General features: G+C 60.5%; 18 protein-coding genes and 1 riboswitch. Of the genes, 3 read left to right on the top strand and 15 right to left on the bottom strand.

Annotated features, from left to right (window positions below; genetic code table 11):
• Positions 1-176: 176 nt before the first annotated feature.
• The 12 genes from E8K79_RS18410 to E8K79_RS18355 all read right to left on the bottom strand — a co-directional run bounded on the left by E8K79_RS18410 (position 177) and on the right by E8K79_RS18355 (position 11,202).
• A complete protein-coding gene (locus tag E8K79_RS18410) occupies positions 177-410 on the bottom strand; it encodes a hypothetical protein (RefSeq protein WP_136515988.1) in 234 nt (77 codons plus the stop codon).
• A 1-nt stretch (position 411) separates the two neighbouring features.
• Entirely contained in the window at positions 412-1,155 is a 744-nt protein-coding gene (locus E8K79_RS18405) for a hypothetical protein (RefSeq protein WP_136515987.1), read from the bottom strand.
• 100 nt (positions 1,156-1,255) lie between these two features.
• A riboswitch (molybdenum cofactor riboswitch) is annotated at positions 1,256-1,373 on the bottom strand.
• A 77-nt stretch (positions 1,374-1,450) separates the two neighbouring features.
• Entirely contained in the window at positions 1,451-1,984 is a 534-nt protein-coding gene (locus tag E8K79_RS18400) for a DUF1003 domain-containing protein (protein WP_136515986.1), read from the bottom strand.
• 125 nt (positions 1,985-2,109) lie between these two features.
• Positions 2,110-4,659, bottom strand: a complete 2,550-nt coding sequence (locus E8K79_RS18395; RefSeq protein ID WP_136515985.1) for a PAS domain S-box protein — start codon at positions 4,657-4,659, stop codon at positions 2,110-2,112.
• A gap of 190 nt (positions 4,660-4,849) precedes the next feature.
• Entirely contained in the window at positions 4,850-5,197 is a 348-nt protein-coding gene (locus E8K79_RS18390; protein ID WP_136515984.1) for a PadR family transcriptional regulator, read from the bottom strand.
• 14 nt (positions 5,198-5,211) lie between these two features.
• A complete protein-coding gene (locus E8K79_RS18385) occupies positions 5,212-5,742 on the bottom strand; it encodes a permease (protein ID WP_136515983.1) in 531 nt (176 codons plus the stop codon).
• Complete coding sequence (locus tag E8K79_RS18380; RefSeq protein ID WP_246043870.1) at positions 5,739-6,209, bottom strand: permease; 471 nt, start codon at positions 6,207-6,209, stop codon at positions 5,739-5,741. The genes E8K79_RS18385 and E8K79_RS18380 overlap by 4 nt, the downstream gene beginning before the upstream one ends.
• A gap of 452 nt (positions 6,210-6,661) precedes the next feature.
• Positions 6,662-7,117, bottom strand: a complete 456-nt coding sequence (locus E8K79_RS18375) for a hypothetical protein (protein ID WP_136515981.1) — start codon at positions 7,115-7,117, stop codon at positions 6,662-6,664.
• Positions 7,118-7,274: 157 nt separating this feature from the next.
• On the bottom strand, positions 7,275-7,706 hold the full coding sequence (locus E8K79_RS18370) for a GSU0071 family protein (protein ID WP_136515980.1): 432 nt from the start codon (positions 7,704-7,706) through the stop codon (positions 7,275-7,277).
• A gap of 810 nt (positions 7,707-8,516) precedes the next feature.
• The gene (locus E8K79_RS18365; protein ID WP_136515979.1) at positions 8,517-9,563 is read right to left on the bottom strand and encodes an acyl-CoA thioesterase; all 1,047 of its coding nucleotides are present in this window, start codon (positions 9,561-9,563) and stop codon (positions 8,517-8,519) included.
• An 84-nt stretch (positions 9,564-9,647) separates the two neighbouring features.
• A complete protein-coding gene (locus E8K79_RS18360) occupies positions 9,648-10,316 on the bottom strand; it encodes a DUF6639 family protein (RefSeq protein ID WP_136515978.1) in 669 nt (222 codons plus the stop codon).
• A gap of 31 nt (positions 10,317-10,347) precedes the next feature.
• Positions 10,348-11,202, bottom strand: coding sequence for an OmpA/MotB family protein (locus E8K79_RS18355; protein WP_136515977.1), 855 nt, complete (start codon positions 11,200-11,202; stop codon positions 10,348-10,350).
• 138 nt (positions 11,203-11,340) lie between these two features.
• On the opposite strand from E8K79_RS18355, the gene E8K79_RS18350 reads away from it, so the two are divergent.
• Positions 11,341-11,520, top strand: coding sequence for a hypothetical protein (locus tag E8K79_RS18350; protein WP_136515976.1), 180 nt, complete (start codon positions 11,341-11,343; stop codon positions 11,518-11,520).
• A 207-nt stretch (positions 11,521-11,727) separates the two neighbouring features.
• Here the strand turns inward: E8K79_RS18350 and E8K79_RS18345 are convergent, their stop codons facing one another.
• Complete coding sequence (locus tag E8K79_RS18345) at positions 11,728-12,228, bottom strand: chemotaxis protein CheX (RefSeq protein WP_136515975.1); 501 nt, start codon at positions 12,226-12,228, stop codon at positions 11,728-11,730.
• An 8-nt stretch (positions 12,229-12,236) separates the two neighbouring features.
• Complete coding sequence (locus tag E8K79_RS18340) at positions 12,237-12,956, bottom strand: PilZ domain-containing protein (protein WP_136515974.1); 720 nt, start codon at positions 12,954-12,956, stop codon at positions 12,237-12,239.
• A 285-nt stretch (positions 12,957-13,241) separates the two neighbouring features.
• Between E8K79_RS18340 and E8K79_RS18335 the strand changes: the two genes are divergently transcribed.
• Positions 13,242-13,700 carry a hypothetical protein gene (locus E8K79_RS18335; protein WP_136515973.1) on the top strand — a complete coding sequence of 153 codons (459 nt, stop codon included), beginning with the start codon at positions 13,242-13,244 and terminating at the stop codon, positions 13,698-13,700.
• Positions 13,701-14,263: 563 nt separating this feature from the next.
• Here the strand turns inward: E8K79_RS18335 and E8K79_RS18330 are convergent.
• Entirely contained in the window at positions 14,264-14,890 is a 627-nt protein-coding gene (locus E8K79_RS18330) for an acetate uptake transporter (protein WP_136515972.1), read from the bottom strand.
• Between the two features lie 443 nt (positions 14,891-15,333).
• Between E8K79_RS18330 and E8K79_RS18325 the strand changes: the two genes are divergently transcribed.
• Entirely contained in the window at positions 15,334-17,598 is a 2,265-nt protein-coding gene (locus E8K79_RS18325; protein ID WP_136515971.1) for a protease pro-enzyme activation domain-containing protein, read from the top strand.
• Positions 17,599-18,023: the final 425 nt, after the last annotated feature.

The following is an 18,023-nucleotide window of genomic DNA, read 5'->3' as shown; positions in this document are numbered from 1 at the left end:
AGCTCCCCCCTTCGCAAAGGGGGGGACTTGCTGCCATGCTCACTGCTTCGAGGCTAACGCAAACACGTTTCCCCGGAATTCCCGGAAGAACTTTCGCAAAGGGGGGACGTGATGCCATCCGCATCGCTTCGTGGCTAACTCACACGTGTTTCCCTGTAATTCTCTGAAGGGGCGTTTCAGTGTGCAGTCATGCTCTCGCCGTGCCGCGCCGTCCCCCGCAGACAGGTGAACGACTCGACGCTCCAGCGCCGGTAACGGCAGTCGTAGCAGGAGCGCTCCTCCCCGGCCACCTGCTCCTCCTCGACATCAGGAACGAAGCATGTGCAAGCAAGCGCCGCCTGCTCCGCCAGCGACCAGGCCTCCTTGCCGTGGGCGAACTCGATGATCCCTTTCTCGTTTGCGCGCCACATGCTAGTACGCCTTCAACTGCTTGCGGTGCAGGGTCTGCCAGCGTGCCCCGGTCCCCGCGGTCTGCGGCGCCCCGACGAGCAGCACCGATTCGCCTTCCAGAAGCACCGTCTTCGGCTTCTCGCCGATGGTCACCAGGTCGTCGTCGCGTAGCGCCTCGCCGCTCACACTTCTCACCACGTCGACGAGCGGGTGCTGCATGAGCTCGTCCACCCGCAGCATCCGGTACGGTTGGCCGAAGTCGAGGAAGCCCTTGAGGCGCCCGTCGTTGCCGGACATCCTGAGCCCGGCGCCGGCAAGGGCCCCGATCACCCCCTGTCCCGTGCCGCCGTGCTGGGAGAGGTGCACCCCTAACCTGCCGGCAAGCTCGTACGCCTCGTCCATCCGCACCACCTCGCGCTTCGCGCGCCGTCCGAAGGCGATCAGCTCGTTGCGCGCCGTCATCCGGCCGGGAACCGCGACGCAGAGGCCGGGGTCGGAGCCGGGTGCGCTCTCCCGCTCGAGGAACTCGGCCAGGTGCCCGATCACCGGCTCGAGCCACACCTCCTCGATGTCGGCGTAGAAGCACATGGCGCTGTTGTGGGAGGTGTACGGGATGTCCGGGTGCACGAAAAGCTGGTGCCGGGTGATGAAGCCGCAGCTCCCCCACCCTTTCTGCTGCAGCTCGTCCGCCATCAGGGAGGCGATTTCGCCGGTGCCCCGGCTCTCTAAGTTGTCGGTGTCGTCGATGGAAATCACGATGCGCATGGGACCTGAACTCCTTCGTTGTATTACACGATACATAACGATAAACGCAAAAAAACCCCAGTCCGGATGGAAAGGGGCCCTGTACGGTCGGATACACTCCGGCCGCTGACAAGGCTCTCCTTTCCAAAAGGGAGGCACCGCCGTTTCCAGCAGTACCCGTTGGCCCGCAGCCGTGAGGAGGACCTTTTAGGCGGCGAAGCTCGGAGAGTCATATACGAATTTTGGCAACGTCTTTAACACAGGTAAAACGTATACGCTAGGGAAATATGATGTGAGAGGACCAAGGTTCGGAAGGTTATTCCTCTTTCAGTTCCTGCTCGGCCCGGTCCATGGTCTCCAGCACCTTCTCCGGCCGGACGTCCTGTCTCAGCTCCTCAAGTTCCGGGTTCATCGACTCGGCGACACCCAACTTGGTGCCGATGGCGGTCAAAAGCTCGATGATCCTGGTCACTTCGTGTTCCGCGAGGAGATCGATGTGCAGGTTCAGTTCGGCGCGCCGGTCGGCGGAGGCCTGCATGCGGTTTTGGCTGATGAGGACGAAGGTGGAAAGAAAGATGGCCTCGACCGAGGCGAACATGGCGAGGATCACCAGGGTGGGGTCGAACCGCTTCATGACGGGAAGCCAGCCGACGTTGACGAGGATCCAGCCGGTGAAGAGGACGAGGTGTATGTACACGAAGGTCATGCTACCGGTGAAGGCGGTGATGGCGTCGGCGACCCGCTCCTGCACCCCCTTGTTCCGCTCCTCGGACTGGCGCCGCTCAAGGAGGGACTCGATGTTGCGGTGCACCACGGAGGCCATCTGCTGATCGGAATCGGAGTCCGGCATCCCCCCTCCCGTTGGCGCCCCTGGGCGTGCGGGGGCTAACCCGGGAAAAGGTACCATTGCGCGTGGGCAAGTCAACGAACCTGCCGCCGGATTTCCTGCTCCCATCCCCTCATCCTCCCCGGCACTTACGCGTCGAGGAGTTCCCGCACCTTCCTGGCGAGATCCGGAGGGGAGATAGGCTTCATCAGGATTTCGACGTGGGGAACCACGGTTTCAAGGTCGGTGAGCATGTCCGCAGTGTAGCCGCTCGTGAAGAGGATCCTGACGGCAGGATCTTCGCGCTTCAGCTCGTCGTAAAGCTCCCGCCCGCTCATCCTCGGCATGATGAGATCGGTGAAGACGAGCGCGATGCTGCCGCGGTGCTCGCGGTACTTCTCCAGAGCATCCGCACCGTCCACGGCAAGGATGGTGCTGTAACCGAACTGTTTCAGGGCTTCGTTCACCAGGTCCCGCACGTGCTCCTCGTCCTCCACCACGAGGATGGTCTCGTCGCCGCACGGGAGCTCTTCCCGCACCGCGCCGCGCACTTTAGCCGGAGCCTGTTCCTGCAATACCGGCAGATAGATGTGGAAGGTCGTCCCCACCCCCGCCTCGCTCTCCACGTCGATGAACCCCTTGTGCTGCTGCACGATCCCGTAGACGATGGAGAGCCCGAGCCCGGTCCCCTTCCCCACGTCTTTGGTGGTGAAGAAAGGCTCGAAGATCTTGCATCTGGTGGCGTCGTCCATCCCCGAGCCGGTGTCGGCGACAGTGATGAGGGCGTAGTCTCCCGGCGCGCCGAAGCCGTGCGACTCCTGGAAGGATTGACTCAGGACGACGCTCCGGGTGGCGACGGTCAGGGTTCCCCCCTTCCTCATGGCGTCGCGCGCGTTGGTGGCGAGGTTGATGATCACCTGCTCGATCTGCCCGCAGTCGGCGTAGATGGCGAGCGCCCCGGAAGCGAGGTCGGTCTCGAAAGCTATGTCCTCGCCGATGATCCTCTTCAGGAACTTCGATACGCTCAGGACGATCTCATTCAGGTCGCAGTGCGCAGGGTGCATTTCCTGCTTCCGACTGAAAGCGAGCAGGCTGCGGGTGAGGTTCGCGGCACGGTCGGAGGCGGCAAGAACCTGGTCGAGCATCTCCCGGCCCGGGTCCCCCTCGGTCATCCTCATCTCAAGAAGGGCGCCATACCCGCCGATCACGGTGAGTATGTTGTTGAAGTCGTGCGCGATGCCACCGGCCAGGTGCCCCACCGCCTCGAGCTTCTGGGAATGGCGCAGTTGCGCCTCCAGGTTCTTCCGGTTGGTGATATCGCGCACGAAGAAGTGCACTGCAGGTTTGCCGTGGTGCATGATCGAGGTCGTAGTAGCCTCTCCGCAGAAGGTTTCTCCGTCAAGCCGCAAGAAGTCGAGTTCGATGACCGGGAGTTGCCCGACATGCCGGGAGGCCCGCTCCAGTTCGGCAAGAAAGAGCTCTCTTGAAGCGGGATGGATGAAGTCGAGCACCTCCCTGGAGAGGATCTCATCGACCGACCCCGCCCCGAGCATACGTACCCCGGCGTCGTTTATGAAGGCGATCCTGTCGTCCACCTTTATGAAGATGATGTCCTGGGAAAGCTCGACGAGCTGGCGGTAGCGCTCCTCGCTCTCGCGCAGGGTCCGCTGGGTTTCGCGGTCGGCGGTCAGGTCGTGCCGGGTGACCACCAGACTGAGCGGGGCACCCGCCACATCCCTGACCACTCTGAGGGTCACCTGCACCGGGTGCCGGTAATAGTTCTCAGGATCCCCCTCCTCAAGCACAGTCACCGCGTCCTGCAGGGACTCCTCGGCAACACACTGCGCGCAATGCCCGTCGAACCCGGGATGGAGGATCTCGGAGATGTGCCGTCCCGCACACGCCTCAGGAGTGCTGCCGACCATGCGGTAGAATTCCCGGTTGGCGCGCATCAGCCTGCGTTGCGGGTCGAGCAGGTAGATGGCGTCCATCGAGGCATCCATCGCCGCGCGCCATTCGTTGGCCGCCTTCTCCAGCGAGGCCTCCGCCTGCTTGCGCTCGGTAATATCCTCGCCGGAAAAGAGCACGCCGCTGATCACCCCGTCGTCGTCATGCAAAAGGGTGTTGTGAAACGCGATCACGCGCTCCGCGCCGCTACTGGTGAGGATGGCGTTCTCGAAGAACTCCACCGCCTCGATCTCCCCCGCCATCTGCTTGGCGAAGACCTCCTTCACGACGCCGACCACTGCAGGCGGAAGGCAGACGTCGAACCAGTTGCGCCCCAAAAGCTCGTCCTCAGCCCAACCGAGTATCTGGCCACCCTTCCTGTTGATCAGGATGATGGTGCCGGAGCGGTCGATGGCGGCGAACATGACGCCGGCGATGTCCAGGTAAAGCTGGGCCCGGTTCCTCTCGCGGATCGCGGCATCAAGCACGGCCTTTTTGCTGACCTCTTCCCTCTCCTGCTCCCGGTCCGCGACCTTTATGAACCAGAAGAAGACCACGTAGATCCCGACCGCACCTATGGTGACCAAAAGGCTGGTCAGCAGCAGAAGATTGTGCACCCCGCCGAGCAAGTAGTCACCGCCGCGCTGCGCGCACTGCTCCAGATTGCGGTAGGTAAGCAGGATGAAGACAAGGGACACCCCCAGCAAGGCGAAGAAGAGATAAACGAGAGTATGTCGGGTCCTTCGTGTCATGGCATTCCCGATGAAGTTGTGGGGTTTTCCCTCATAATGATTATCGTCGGGGACGCATAGTGACTTTAATCGCAGGCGTTGGCAAGATCGATTGTGGGTGCATCTGCAGGTGGCGTTGGAGGGAAGTTACCGGTCTTACAGGCTTATAGCCTCAAGTAGGGCATTGCGAAGGTCAGCACGCGAAAGTTCCTCATGCTCCCCTTTTCTCCAGGGCACTGTAGGTCTCAAGGAAGTATTGCAGGTTAGCCAGGCGCATCTCGATATCGTGCCGCCAAAAGCCAAGCCTCTCCCATCCGGCGTCCGTGATGCGGTAGACCCTGCGCGCCGGGCCGCTGCCGCTGGTATCCCAGGTAGAGACCGCCTCCCCCGCCTCATCCAGTTGCTGCAGGGTGCGGTACAGGGCTGCGCTGTCGGGCCGGCACCCCGGCATGCGCTGCGACAGCTCGGTGAGGATGGCGCCCCCATGCTTCTCCCCTTCGGCTAGCAGGAGTAGAACGAAGGCGGGGAGGTGGCGTTGCTGTTTGGTTTTCGGTGCCATATCTGCTCCTTGTTTCAGGCGTCCGCGCCTTCCGGCTGCAGTAGCGGCGCCTCCTGCGGCAACAGGCGCTCCATGAGGTATCCGGAAAGGAGGATGCAGGGGACGGTGAGGACGAGGCGCAAGAGGGCGAAGCGGAGGCTTACGAAGCTGCTTTCCATGAGTAGCATCGGTATCTTGATGCTCCCCCAGGTCCCGAGGAAGATGACCAGGTTCGCCGTGCGCGCCCCCTTTTGCCGCAGGGAAACTGCAACGGGAAAGGCGGCGTAGAGCGGTCCGGCCGCGGCGGTCCCGAGCAGCATGGCGACCGCAGCCCCGAGCATCCCGGAATCCGGGCCGAGATGTGATTCCACCACGCGGCGCGGCAGCCATACGTCCATAAGCCCCATGAGCACCATGACCGGCGGCACGATGGAAAGCACCTCGAGGAGAAATCGTCCCGAGTTGGCCGCCGACAGCCCGGCCGCCTCGGGTTTAAAGAGGGAGAGGACAAGGTTCGCCCCCAGAACGATCAAGAAGAGCCGGTAATCTGAGAGTGTCGCCTTCACAGGAGCACACCCATCATGAGTCCGATGGCGATGGCGGTAACGAAGCTCAGTGATTGCCGCATGAAGGTGAAGCGGGCCCCAAAACAGGAGACCTCCATGGGGGCCGTCATGATCCCCACCATGGTGAGCGTAGTGACGAAGGCGGCGAGGCTTGCCGGCTGGGCTCCCAGTTTATAGAGGGAGCCGACCAGCGCGAAGGCGATCGGAGCCGGCATGGTGACGACGGCACCCAGCGCCGAAACAAGGGTGAAGCCGGCGATGCCGCCGTAGCTGAAGAGCTTACTGATGAGCTCGGGAGGGACGAGAGCCAGCACAAGGCCTACCAGCACCACCATGCCGAGGATCCTCGGCGCAAGCCCCTGCAGGGACTTGGAGCCGATGCGCAGTGCCCTCCGGGTTCGCTCCGGGTCCACCCGCCAGGATACCAGTACCGCCACCGCCGCCCCTCCGTACAACACCGCCGACATCATAACCGCCTCCCACTCTCTCACAGCCGCGACAATACTGTCATAAACAGTATACTGTTTCAGTCATAGAGTCAACAGATGTCACAAAGCCCTCGGAGTTTTCTGTCATAGCTGCGAAAAAGTATCAAAGAAGCACAGTGAGCATGGCATCACGTTCCCCCCTTTCCGAAGGTTCATCCGGGAATTCCGGGAAAACTTGCACTCGGGCCTCCCCCTCCCTTGACGGGAGGGGGCAGGGGGGTGGGTGAAGCTGCAAGTCACGGAGATGATGGCACGTTCCCCCACCCCCTTCCCCCCTCCCGCAAGGGGAGGGGGAGGACTGACGCATCTTCCCCGGAATTGCCGGATGAACCTTTGTAAGTGGGAGCCTGGGGAATTTGCCTTTAAACAAAAGAGGCCAGGCAAAAATGCCTGGCCTCTCCCCTGCAGCGGAACTACGAACGCGCGCTCAACTACTTGTTGTGCCCCTTGCCGTGTCCCTTACCTTGCCCTTTCCCCTTGCCGGGGCCGCCCCCCTGCCCCGCGGGCTCCCCGGTGAAATGCAGGTCACCCCGCTTGAGGGCATGGAATTCCGGCGAGCCGGGCTTTATACCGAGCTCCTTGGCGATCGCCCCCCACCCCTTCTTCTTGTTCGGCTGATAGACCTGGTAGACCTGGTCCACCGGCTTCCCCGAGTACTGACCGAGCTGGAAAAGCATGAACGCATCGGCCGGTTCCGGCACGCTTTGCAGCACCATCTGAACCTTGGCCTGCGGCACGCCGAACTGCGCACTCACCTTGGCGGAAAAGCCGGCCATGTCGGCGCGCGCCTGGACGTTCAGGCTGGAGAGGAACCCGTCGAGACTCGCGTGGGCCGCTATAGGCGAGAGCAGAAGCAGGGTGACGAAAAGAAGGATCAGGCGTTTCATGTTGCTACCTCCATTCATGAGATGAGTGCCCCGCGAGGCTCCAATACTATATAGAAAAAAAGCGCGCCGTCAAAGGAGTGGGAGGAGAAGAGACAGAAAAAGAGGCTGCACACGGACCTTCCGTGGCAGCCTCTTTACTGGATTTCGGGGGAATCTATTAACGCGTGGTTTCCTGCTGCAAAAACTCGGCGAACTCGCTGAAGACCGCCTCGCGCACCGAGTGCTGCTGCCAGTTGCGGATCAACTGCCGGGCGCACTGCACCATGCCTAGAAAACCTGCCGAGATGCCACCTGCTATGAGGACGCTGGTCGCGCCGGTGAAGATCATGACCAGGCTGGAGATGAAGAGGACGAGGCTGGTCAGGAAAAGCGGCAGCTCGACGTGCTTGAAGGGGGAGCGAAACATGTGGTGCACCGACGAATATACCGAGGCGTGCGCCTTCACCACGCGCAGGTAGCGCTCAAGCTCGGTCGCGTTGCAGCGCGACACCGCTCTCAGGTAAAAGCGGCGGCAGGCTTCCCTGCTGCTGGTAGCCATGCGGTCGCCGTAGTAGTGTTCCAGTTCGACATCGATCGTGTACGTATCCATCTCTCAGCCCTCGTTCTGCTCCATCGTGAAAGCAGTGATAAAGTGTGATGCTACGTCAAAAAGCATGATGTATACCAACGAAACGCTTTGGCGGCAAACCCTCGGTATCACTGACCGAGGCCACGCCATGCTCCCGTCGGTACTGCTCAAAAACGTCGCAACATGCGCAACTTTAACACATTCCGACGTGCCAAATCTTCTTAATCTTTCCCAAATAGCCCGGGCTAACGGTCGCTTTTAGCCGCTTCCCCCTTCGGTGATTTGGCGTTTGTGCAAAACGAAAGGCGCCGCTGCAAAATTTCTGCGCCTGCGCAAAAAAGGTTCGTCCGGTAATTTCGGGAAAAAGAGTGCCGCAACCCACGAGGCGCGCATTGGGCCTAACGTTCCCCCCTTTGCGAAGGGGGGGCAGGGGGGATTTGCCTTGGTCGGACCATACAAGCACCAGCTGACTACATTCACAGATAATTGACGGTTATCGGAAAATCCTTTTTCTCCTCCTGGAGGAAAGCAAGACCTGGAATCCCGTCCTACCAGCGAGAACTGAGAAACAAAAGCAAATCCCCCCCGTCCCCCCTTCGCAAAGGGGGGAGCGCGAGGCCACCGTTCTCAGCAAGAGAGGACACGGATTATCTGAAAGGCTTCTTACCCGGAATTCCCTGATGAACCTTCGCAAAGGGGGGAGCGCGAGGTCAAACGTAGTGCTTCGTAGGCATGCATATCCGTTTCCCCGGGATTTCCTGCCCCCCAAAAAAATGAGGGCGCGGGGAATTCTTCTCCCCGCGCCCCCGGTGGACCGTGCCTCACCTGCGGTCAAATTATATAGACGTGCTCCGCGAGCCCCTCAAAACTCCTCGCCGCGGCGAGGTACCTGGCATCTTCGGCGTAGGTGGTCGGGTACACCGTCGGCACCGGGCGATGCACCAGTTCCCGGTCCACATTCACGAAGGTGAAGAGACAGGAGTTGGAGAGCGCCTTGCTGGTGCGGTCACGACTGATGCGCTCGATGTTCGCCTCGACGCAGATGTAGCTTCCGTTCGTGTAGACCACGCGACTTGTGTAGTGCAGCTTGTCCCCCATGCGTACCGGGTGAAAGAAGTTGATCCGGTTCACGGCCGCCATCACGGAACGGTCCGGCGCCACAAGCTCGGAGCAAATCGAGGAGAGCTCGTAGGCTCTGCGCACCAGGTATCCCCCGAAGATCTTCTGCGGCACGTTTTCGAACTCCGGGTACATCCTTTCCCAGGCGTCCGCCGTCAGTCGCCCGGTCAGAAGTCCCTGGAACCCCGGCTCGTCCTGGGCCTGGTGCAGGGAGGCGAGCATCCGGTATTCCTCGGCGCTCGGCGGCTCCGACAAGAGCGCCTGCTGCTGGCGGTACTCCTCCCGACGCGCCGTAGCCTTCAGCGCGCGCCGCCGCTCCGTCTCGCTGCCGTAGTCAAGCGGCGGCAGTGTCATGCTCACCGCCCCCTCCCCCATCCCCGAGCGCGCGACCATGGTGAAGTAGCAGGAGGCGACGTGGTTCGCCGGCTCGCCCGGCTGCTCCACCCTGATGCCGATCTCCAGCGAGGAGCGCCCCACGTGGTTGATGCGGGCCTCACAGACGAGGTCGCGGGTCACGTCCGCCACGTGGCGCACGATGACGTTGTCGATCGCCGCGGTGACCACCCGTGCCCCGGGATGGAACTGGTTCACGTAGGCGAGCGCGGTCTCCTCCGCCACCTTGTCCAGTATCTCCAGCACGAGCCCGAAACGCAGGTTCCCCCTCAGGTCCTCGTCCACCACCATGAAACGGCGGCGCAGCTCGGGATCGCTCGCAAGCGACAGGGTGTGGAAGTACGAGGTTTCTGCGGGAGTTGCCATGTCTATCTCCTCTCTCTTTGTGCTGAACAGCTTACATAGTTGTACCATCTCCCGACAAAACCTGAAGCTCCTCCGCAGCCCGGCTCACTCGTCTGGAAGACCGTTCAAGAGGAGCTGCCGGATAAATGCGTCGCCGTTGCCGGGCTTCTGGTAGTGCAGGAACGAATTGATGGCGAACCTGGCCGGATCAAGCAGGTAATAGTTCAAAGTTATATCCTCCCCGTCGAACCCGCTCAATTCCCCGAAGTTCTCCAAGATCCTCGCCCGCTCGTCCGGCGGGAGCGTGACCAACTGGCTCACCGATGCGATGTACTCGCTGGCCGTATGCCTCTGCGCTCCACGGCGAAACCCTCCCTGGGCTGCGGCATGGACAAGTTCGTGGATGATATAGCTGCGCCATATGGCCGGGTCAAAGGGGACACCAAAAGAAGGGGCGGCCCTGGAGGACTCCAGGGCCGCCCGGTAGTTCAGCATGTGAATGGAGTTGTTGCGGGGATCGTAGTAACCAAAGGCATGGTCCATACTTTTTCCCGACGGCGCGTCGTCAAGCGTCAGGGTCAGCCCATCCGGCAGGACGAGCCCCAGCGACTTCAGAAACGGTGTACAGGAGCGGACCGCGGTGCAAACGCTCTCATACTCGTCAGAGGTGGCGGCCACGACGATCACTGCGCCAGGACAGGCTCCCTGGATGGCAAAGGCATCCGGCGTGGCACGAAAAAGGACAAGAACGATAAGCAGTGCAACAACGTTCATCCTCTCCTCCCCGCTATGCCGCCCCCTGACTTTACTCCTTGGCGACCAGCACGATCTCGATCCTGCGGTTCTTCGCCCGTCCCTCGTCCGTGTCGTTCGAAGCCACCGGCTTGTACTCACCGTAGCCCACCGCAGCGAGGAGCGCCGGGTCAAGCCCCTGCTGCTGCAAGTAGCGGGTCACGTTCAGGGCGCGCGCCGCGGAAAGCTCCCAGTTCGTGGGGTAGCGCTTGGCGAGCTGCCCCACGATCTGGACGTTGTCGGTATGCCCCTCGATGCGCACCGCCTTGTCCTTCACGTTCTTCAGTATGTCCACCACCTTCTGCAGCACGACGAGCCCCTCAGGCTTCACTTCCGCCTTGCCCGAATCGAAGAGTACGGAATCGACCATGTTCACGGTCAGTTTCCCCTTCAGCTCAGAAATGGTTACCTGGCCCTTGGCGATCTCCCCTTTCATCTGCTCCAGGAGGTCTCCGTAGGTCTTGCTCGTTTTCTGCACCTCCTCCTTTTGCTTTTGCAGTCCGGCGATGTCGTCCTTAAGCCGCTTGTTCTCACCCTCCACGTCGCCCAGCTTGCGGCTCAGCTCGCCGATCTTCTGGTTCTTCGCGTCCGCCGTGGAACGAAGCGACTCCTCGAGCCCCTTCTTGTCCGCCGTCAGCGCGTTCCGCTCGCCGGTCAAGGTCGCCACCTCGCCGTCCAGCCGCTTCACCTCGTTTTTTAGCTGGTCGTTCTCCCCCATCAGGATGTTGTACTGCCCCCGCTGATCCTTAAGGTTCTTCTCCAGGTTTTCCGCCTCCATCTGTTTCTGCTTATAGGTGCCGCTCGTGACGCACCCGGAAAGGGCGAGACAAAAGAGGGCTGAGAGACAGACGAACAGTTTACGCTTCATATTCTCCTCCTTGGAACTCAATGATGTGCGATACCAAAGCACAAGTATGGCGCGTAAAGCGGATGTTGCAATGAGGGAGTCACCGTGATTGGATGAAAGGTGGTATAATGCTAGGCAGAGAGAGAGGAGGTGTCCGCTATGAGAGAACCGAAGATGCCGACGACTCCGAAGCGTAACGTTGCAATGGATCGGGAGAAAAAGAACCCGGCGATGCTCGCCAAACATGAGATGATGATCCGGCGCGAACCGAACCATAACGTCCACGTCATCACTCCCCACGGCCACGTTCAGAGCGGCCGCAAAGGTCGCAGCGCCTGAGCCCCCTGCTCACGGCGCGACGAAGCCGGCACCCGTAACGGGGCCGGCTTTTTTAATTACACGCCGAAATTCCAACGAGCATGGTGTACGCCCCCCACGAAGCGCTGCACGGGCCTTGACGTCCCCCCCTTTGCGAAGGGGGGACAGGGGGGATTTGTCTCACCGATGTTCAAACAAAAATAACCGCCAGCGGTGCCACCACTGCGCCTAAGTCGCCCTTTCGAGGTAGACGCAGACGAGGAAATGTCCCGGTCCCTCCCCGAAGGCGAGGGTCAGGGTATCGGGTGCCGCCCCCATGCTGAGGACGTACTCGTTGCCCGACATCACCGAAGGAGTCGACAGGCGCACCTCGTGACCGTTGGCCACGAAGTGGTGCTTGAAGGAGCCCCCTATCATGTTGGCGACTTCACCGAGCGCGTCGCGCACGTCATCGTCGCACTCGGTGATCTCCATGCCTAGCATCTGCGAGGCAAACGACAGCGCCGTCGCCTGCTCCGCATGGATGGCGATCATGCCGTTGTAGCTCCCGGCGAGACCGACCATGGCCGTCACGCAGTCGGTGAACTTCGTCACGGCTTCCACCGGAGTGGACGACGGCAACTCCACCCCCACCATGGTCGAAAAGATCTCCCTAACGTCCCCGTCGAGATACTCGACCAACTTTTCTTGCGTCGTGTTCAACAGTTCCAGAATGGCAGCGCTTATCATATCGTTTCCTATGTGACCAGTTTGTCCCGGTCTTCGTCTTTTGGAACCCTTAGTAAGGCGAGCAGCGCCTCGTGAAGTTCCTCGGTCAACTCGCCAAAAGCAATTCCTATCCCCGGCAGACGCCGCTCCCCCCAAGGTTGAATGCGCACGACAACCGCCTGCGCGGCGACCCTGACATCATGTCCCGGCATCAAGGTGACGCAGATCCCCTCCCCCGCCTGATAGCGCTCCGGGTGCATCGAGAGGATGAAGGCGCCCCCCCAGGAGAGGTTCAGCGTAGCACCACGCTCGTCCCCGACAAAGACCGGGACCGAGATATCCCTGCGCCGGTGCAGCCTGAGGGGCCTCGCGGTGAACCCCGCGCAGGTCTTCAAAAAGAAGTCCTTGAGGTTACTGTCCTGCTTCGCGTTTCCCGGCATGATCATCGGGATCAGCATGTTTCCCATCGACTTCACACGAAGGGTCGGGTAGAGCTCGGTCAGGGTATGGGCGATCACTTTCTCTTCGTCCTTCGCCTTAACCATAGTCACCAGGTCGACGAGTATCCCGCTGAAACGTCGGACCAGTGCATGTTCCTGGGCCTCCCTGAAAGAAGCGCAGGCAACGGCACACGATCCGTAGGCACCCGGGTTCGCCGCCAGCGCCGCTCTCGACTGGTCATCGTAAGCGATGGCCAGCACTGCGGGCACATCATGCTCCGGTTCTTCACCCGGTGAAAAACTCGACATCGATACCTCTCTTTTCCGAATTCGTCACGTACCCCTCTCTTTTCGTCCTACCGGTAATTTTTTGTAGTCTTTTCTTGCAGCGGTCTTTCTTCCCCCGGAGCGCCCCCCCCCTCTATCCCGGGTGCTCACGCGCATCCTTTGCGAAAGAGAAAACTCATATTGCACGAACGCTGGCCACCTGTTAATATAACAGCGGTCTATTTTCGCACCGTGCGAGAAGCGGCCCGGACAACCTTGCGCAAGATAGGCGCCCTCCATCGAGGCGGGACACACACGAGGCACAGCGTGAAAGAAACGGACAGGGTCGTGGAAGCGCCGAACGAAAACAAGAAGCCACTCGCGCTGGTCCCTTTGACCGGCGTCTACCTCCTATCCATGCTCGTCACCCTCTCCCACCTGGGCGATCCCTTCCCCTTCATGGGAAGACTGTACGAAGGCGATACTGCCGAGCACCTGATCTTCGCCGACAGCATCCTTTCCCTGTACCTTGTCGTGGGGATACTGAAGCGGCAGCGGCTCACGCTTTGGCTCCTAATCGGCTACAACTTTCTGGCGAGCTGCAACGGCATCTCGAACCTCTTGCTTTTGCCGGTGCAGCACGTGATGACCGCCACCGGGACCATGGTTCCCGACTACCACTACCGCGTCAACGCCTTCTGTGTCTTCGTCCTCTTTCTGCTTCTGAACGTCTTTCTCTACTTCAACCGCAACCGCTTCGACAACAGATCCATATATCTTTGGTGAATTCGAGGTTTGTGAAGGTTTAGAAGAGAATTCCGGGAAGCTGGAATACAGCTGCCCACGAACCGCTGCATGAGCCCATGCGTCCCCCCCCTTTGCGAAGGTTCTTCAGGAAATTCCGGGGAAGCAGGTGTGTGTTGCCTCGAAGCAGTAAGCTGGCCAAACGTTCCCCCCTTTGCGAAGGGGGGGCAGGGGGTATTTAGCCTTGCCATTACACGCAAGCACCAACTGAGGAGTTTATTGCACACACTGCGGGATCAAACGCCAGATGCCTCCAACTTTGGTGATTGCAACAATTTCAACCGGCGATACAGGGAACAGAGGCAAATCCCCCCCCTCCCCCCTTCGCAAAGGGGGGAGCTCTAAGGCCACCGTTCTCAGCAAGAGAGGATACGGGTATCTGAAAGGCGTCTTCCCCGGAATTCCCGGATGAACCTTTGCGAAGGGGGAACAGGGGGGATTTGCCCTTTGTCGGCAGCTGAGCAATTTGCGAGAACCACAATAAAAAAAGGGCCATGCCTACGGCATGGCCCTTCTCTTTTATTCAGTTTATGAAGAGTAGGCTGTTACGCCTTCACCTTCTCAGCGGCGAGGACTTCGGAAGGCTCGGCATCTTTGAGCCATGCCTCGCCCACCGGCAGCTTGATGCCGGACTCGGCGTACACGCCTACCGCCATCAGGTAAAGCGCGGAGAATGCGCAGATGAGCAGGTCGTAAGCGGCGAAGGTCCCGGCGAGAGCGCTGCCGGTGAACTCTTTCACGTCAAGGCCGATGAAGCCAAGAAGCAGGGTGAGGAAGATGAATGCCAGCGTGGCGTGGTGTTTCATCGATGCGATAAAGAGGATGAAGGTGAAGATGGTCCAGGCCACGAGGTAGAAGCCGAGGTCGGTCGCGCTGAAGGCGAGGGTCGGATAGGATTTCACCAGCTCAGGGTTCTTGCCGAAGATGATCATCAGGCACAGCGAGATCCAGAAGGCGCCGTAGCCGGTGAAGGCGCAGAACCCGAAGTTGTTGTTGGTTCTGAACTCCATCAGGCCGGCGATCAGCTGCGCCGTGCCGCCGAAACAGAGCCCGAGCCAGAGCACGGGGGCGATACCGCACCAGCCGAGGTTGTGGCATTGCAGCACGAAAGTCGTCATTCCGAAGCCGGCAAGGCCGACCACCGCGGGATTTCCCAGTTTCACATCACTCATTTTTTTCCTCCTTAGCATTGCGATGTCACTTCGCTATGCATTGTGTATACGCAATTACCATACCAGTGTCACAACGATGCGCCTTCAGCAAATTATCCTGCTGATCCAACACCTTACCGCTAAGCCTCTCGGTCAGAGTGGAACGGTTATTTTTGCATATCTGCAAAATGCGCCTACCGCCCGATCGACATAACGCGCGCAAAAAAAACGGCAATCCCGCAACTTGCGCCCATTCGCGCGATCATAACGGCCGTTTTTGCATAAATGCAAAAAACGGGACACGCTCTAGGGCCGTCGCGAGCGCCTGATCGCGCCGCAGTAATTCCGATAACTTCGCCTGTGACAACGCTTTTTCTAGCCACACCGCTAAAGTTTGGCCGCAAGGTGCCGATTGGAGTAGTCCAGCAGCACCGGTTTCTTTCACCCTTACCCGGAGGCACGTTTTGAAAGTCGCGTTGAAGCTGTTTCCCACTTCCGTCATGCTCCTGCTCGTCATGGCAGCAGGGGCCCCGTCCTCTTCCTGGGCCGGCGCCACGGCCAAGGTCAGACTCGCCGGTCACATGCCGGCACGCAGCATCGCCAATGCCAAGATGCTTAACCGATTACCGGCAGCAACTCAGATGAGATTCTCTTTCACCCTTCCCCTGCGCAACCAGGCGGAGCTGAACGATCTGCTGAAACGCATGTACGACCCCGGCGACCCGCAGTACGGTCATTATCTCACCGGACGCCAGTTCACCGACCGTTTTGCACCGAGCACCGCGGACTACGAGACGGTAAAGAAATACGCGAGGGAGATGGGACTCACCATAACCGGCACCCACGCCAACCGCACGGTCCTCGACGTCGCAGGTCCTGCCACGGCAGTTGAGGCGGCCTTCGACCTGCAGATGCACCAGTACCAGGCGCAAAGCGGCCGCAACTTCATCGCCCCGGACCACGACCCGGGCGTTCCGGGCGCCATCGCCGCATGCATAAACGGCGTCATCGGCCTTGACAGCGCCGCCAAGTGGCACACACACAGCCACTCCACCCGTGCCGCCGGCCTCCCCATGGCCTCCCCTTACCAGATCGGGACCGGACCCGGAGGCGGCATGACTCCCAAGGATATCGCGGCCGCCTACAACCTCGCACCAGTAACCGCGACCGGCAACGGGCAGACCCTCGCGCTCTTTCAACTGGACGGCTACACCCCTTCCGACATTACCGCCTACGCCAAATACTTCGGACTTCCCGCGGTACCTCTGCAAAACGTACTGGTGGACGGCTTCTCCGGAACGCCGGGTTCCGGTGCGGGAGAAGTCACCCTAGACATCGAGCTGCAGATGGCGATGGCGCCCGGTGCGAGCCGGATCATCGTCTACCAGGGACCCAACACCACCAAAGGGGTACTCGACACCTACAACCGGATCGCCACCGACAACCTCGCAAAACAGGTGAGTACCTCATGGGGGCTCAGCGAGGGTGATAGTGGCTCCACCTTTCTTAACAGTGAAAACGCCATCTTCCAACAGATGGCGGCCCAGGGGCAGACCATCTATGCCGCAGCCGGTGACAGCGGGGCCTACGACAACGGCTCCACCCTTAGTGTCGACGATCCGGCCTCACAGCCGTACGTCGTCGGCGTAGGAGGGACCAAGCTCTACCTCGACGGCAGCGGCGCGTACAGCCGCGAGTCGACCTGGAACGGCGGCACGGTGGCCGACGGTGCGGGCGGCGGCGGAGTCAGCTACTTCTGGCCGATCCCATCTTGGCAGCAGAAACTTTCCAACGTCGCCTCCTCCGTCATGAGAAACGTCCCCGACGTAGCGCTGAACTCCGATCCTGACACCGGCTACTCGATCTACTTCCAGGGACAGTGGTGGATCTACGGAGGCACAAGCTGCGCAGCACCTCTTTGGGCGGCCTTCACCGCCAGGGTGAACCAGCAGCGCACAACCGGCGGCCTTTCTCCCTTGGGTTTCGCAAACCCGACCCTGTACCAGCTCGGGACCGGATCCGGCTACGACACGAGCTTCCACGACGTCGCCGACAGCACAACGAACCTCTACTACCCGGCCATCACCGGCTACGACAACGCCACCGGCTGGGGCTCCTTCAACGGCGCGAACCTGTTCGCCGCCCTCGCCCCGGCTGGCACCTCCACCACGACCACCACTACGGTCAGCGTCCCGGCCGCCCCGACAGCGCTCAAGGCGACAGCCGGCAACGGCTACGTCGCCCTCAGTTGGAGTGCTAGCAGCGGCGCAACAAGTTACAGCGTGTACCGCGGCACCGCCCCCGGCCAGGAAGGAAGCACCCCGGTGAAGACCGGTCTCACCACGACCTCCTACACCGACAGCGTGTCCAACGGTATCACCTACTATTACAAAGTGTCCGCCGTGAACAGCGCCGGAAGCTCGCCCCTTTCCAACGAGGCGTACGCGACCCCGACCGCGCCGCTAGCCTTCACCAGCGGGCTGTCCGGTTCGATCGGCACGACCACCGCCCAGATCCAGTGGTACACCAACCTGCCGTCCACCTCCGTCATCCGTTACGGCACCTCTTCCGGCAGCCTGAACAAGTCGGTCTCGAGCAGCGCGCTCGTCACCTCGCACGTGATGAAACTCTCCTCCCTCTCCCGGAGAACCACATATTATTTCAACGTATCCTCCAGCGCCGGCGGCAGCACCGTCACCTCGGGGCTGTACTATTTCCGGACGCAGTAGGAGAAGGCTCCCATAAGTGCCGGTTTCCCAGCTCGGGAACCGGCACTCCCACCCCTGCCCCGCCCGGTTTGAAATGGTTGTCATGTCGGACGCCCCCGAAGTTAAAAAGGCCGGACTTGACCTTAAAAACTGGAGGACAAAGTTCACTACTTTAGACTGGATCGTGAAATCCGGAGAGACGAGGTTAACAACTTTGAACCCGATCTTATAATCCGGAGGCCCAAGTTCACCACTGCGGACAAGATCTTAAAATCCGGTGGACAAAGTTAAAAACCTCGGACCCGATCCTGAAATATGGAGGTCGATGTTAACAACTTTGGATTCGATCTTAAAAATGAGCGGGATTGTGTAACAAGATCGGGCTCGGTCTTGAAATCCGGAGGCCGAAGTTAAAAACTTGGGGCTGATCCTAAAAACGGGAGGCC

It is taken from the genome of Geomonas edaphica (assembly GCF_004917075.1).
GTDB lineage: Bacteria > Desulfobacterota > Desulfuromonadia > Geobacterales > Geobacteraceae > Geomonas > Geomonas edaphica.
Note: the sequence above shows the minus strand (reverse complement) of the source record. Positions and strands in the feature narration are given on the sequence as shown.

Excerpts from the sequence above, each read along its gene's own strand:
- E8K79_RS18395 (WP_136515985.1), bottom strand. The coding sequence starts at position 4,659 with ATGACACGAAGGACCCGACATACTCTCGTTTATCTCTTCTTCGCCTTG.
- E8K79_RS18370 (WP_136515980.1), bottom strand. The coding sequence starts at position 7,706 with ATGGATACGTACACGATCGATGTCGAACTGGAACACTACTACGGCGAC.
- E8K79_RS18400 (WP_136515986.1), bottom strand. The coding sequence starts at position 1,984 with ATGCCGGACTCCGATTCCGATCAGCAGATGGCCTCCGTGGTGCACCGC.
- E8K79_RS18380 (WP_246043870.1), bottom strand. The coding sequence starts at position 6,209 with ATGTCGGCGGTGTTGTACGGAGGGGCGGCGGTGGCGGTACTGGTATCC.
- E8K79_RS18340 (WP_136515974.1), bottom strand. The coding sequence starts at position 12,956 with ATGTCGAGTTTTTCACCGGGTGAAGAACCGGAGCATGATGTGCCCGCA.
- E8K79_RS18360 (WP_136515978.1), bottom strand. The coding sequence starts at position 10,316 with ATGAACGTTGTTGCACTGCTTATCGTTCTTGTCCTTTTTCGTGCCACG.
- E8K79_RS18355 (WP_136515977.1), bottom strand. The coding sequence starts at position 11,202 with ATGAAGCGTAAACTGTTCGTCTGTCTCTCAGCCCTCTTTTGTCTCGCC.
- E8K79_RS18350 (WP_136515976.1), top strand. The coding sequence starts at position 11,341 with ATGAGAGAACCGAAGATGCCGACGACTCCGAAGCGTAACGTTGCAATG.
- E8K79_RS18345 (WP_136515975.1), bottom strand. The coding sequence starts at position 12,228 with ATGATAAGCGCTGCCATTCTGGAACTGTTGAACACGACGCAAGAAAAG.
- E8K79_RS18375 (WP_136515981.1), bottom strand. The coding sequence starts at position 7,117 with ATGAAACGCCTGATCCTTCTTTTCGTCACCCTGCTTCTGCTCTCGCCT.
- E8K79_RS18405 (WP_136515987.1), bottom strand. The coding sequence starts at position 1,155 with ATGCGCATCGTGATTTCCATCGACGACACCGACAACTTAGAGAGCCGG.
- E8K79_RS18410 (WP_136515988.1), bottom strand. The coding sequence starts at position 410 with ATGTGGCGCGCAAACGAGAAAGGGATCATCGAGTTCGCCCACGGCAAG.
- E8K79_RS18330 (WP_136515972.1), bottom strand. The coding sequence starts at position 14,890 with ATGAGTGATGTGAAACTGGGAAATCCCGCGGTGGTCGGCCTTGCCGGC.
- E8K79_RS18365 (WP_136515979.1), bottom strand. The coding sequence starts at position 9,563 with ATGGCAACTCCCGCAGAAACCTCGTACTTCCACACCCTGTCGCTTGCG.
- E8K79_RS18390 (WP_136515984.1), bottom strand. The coding sequence starts at position 5,197 with ATGGCACCGAAAACCAAACAGCAACGCCACCTCCCCGCCTTCGTTCTA.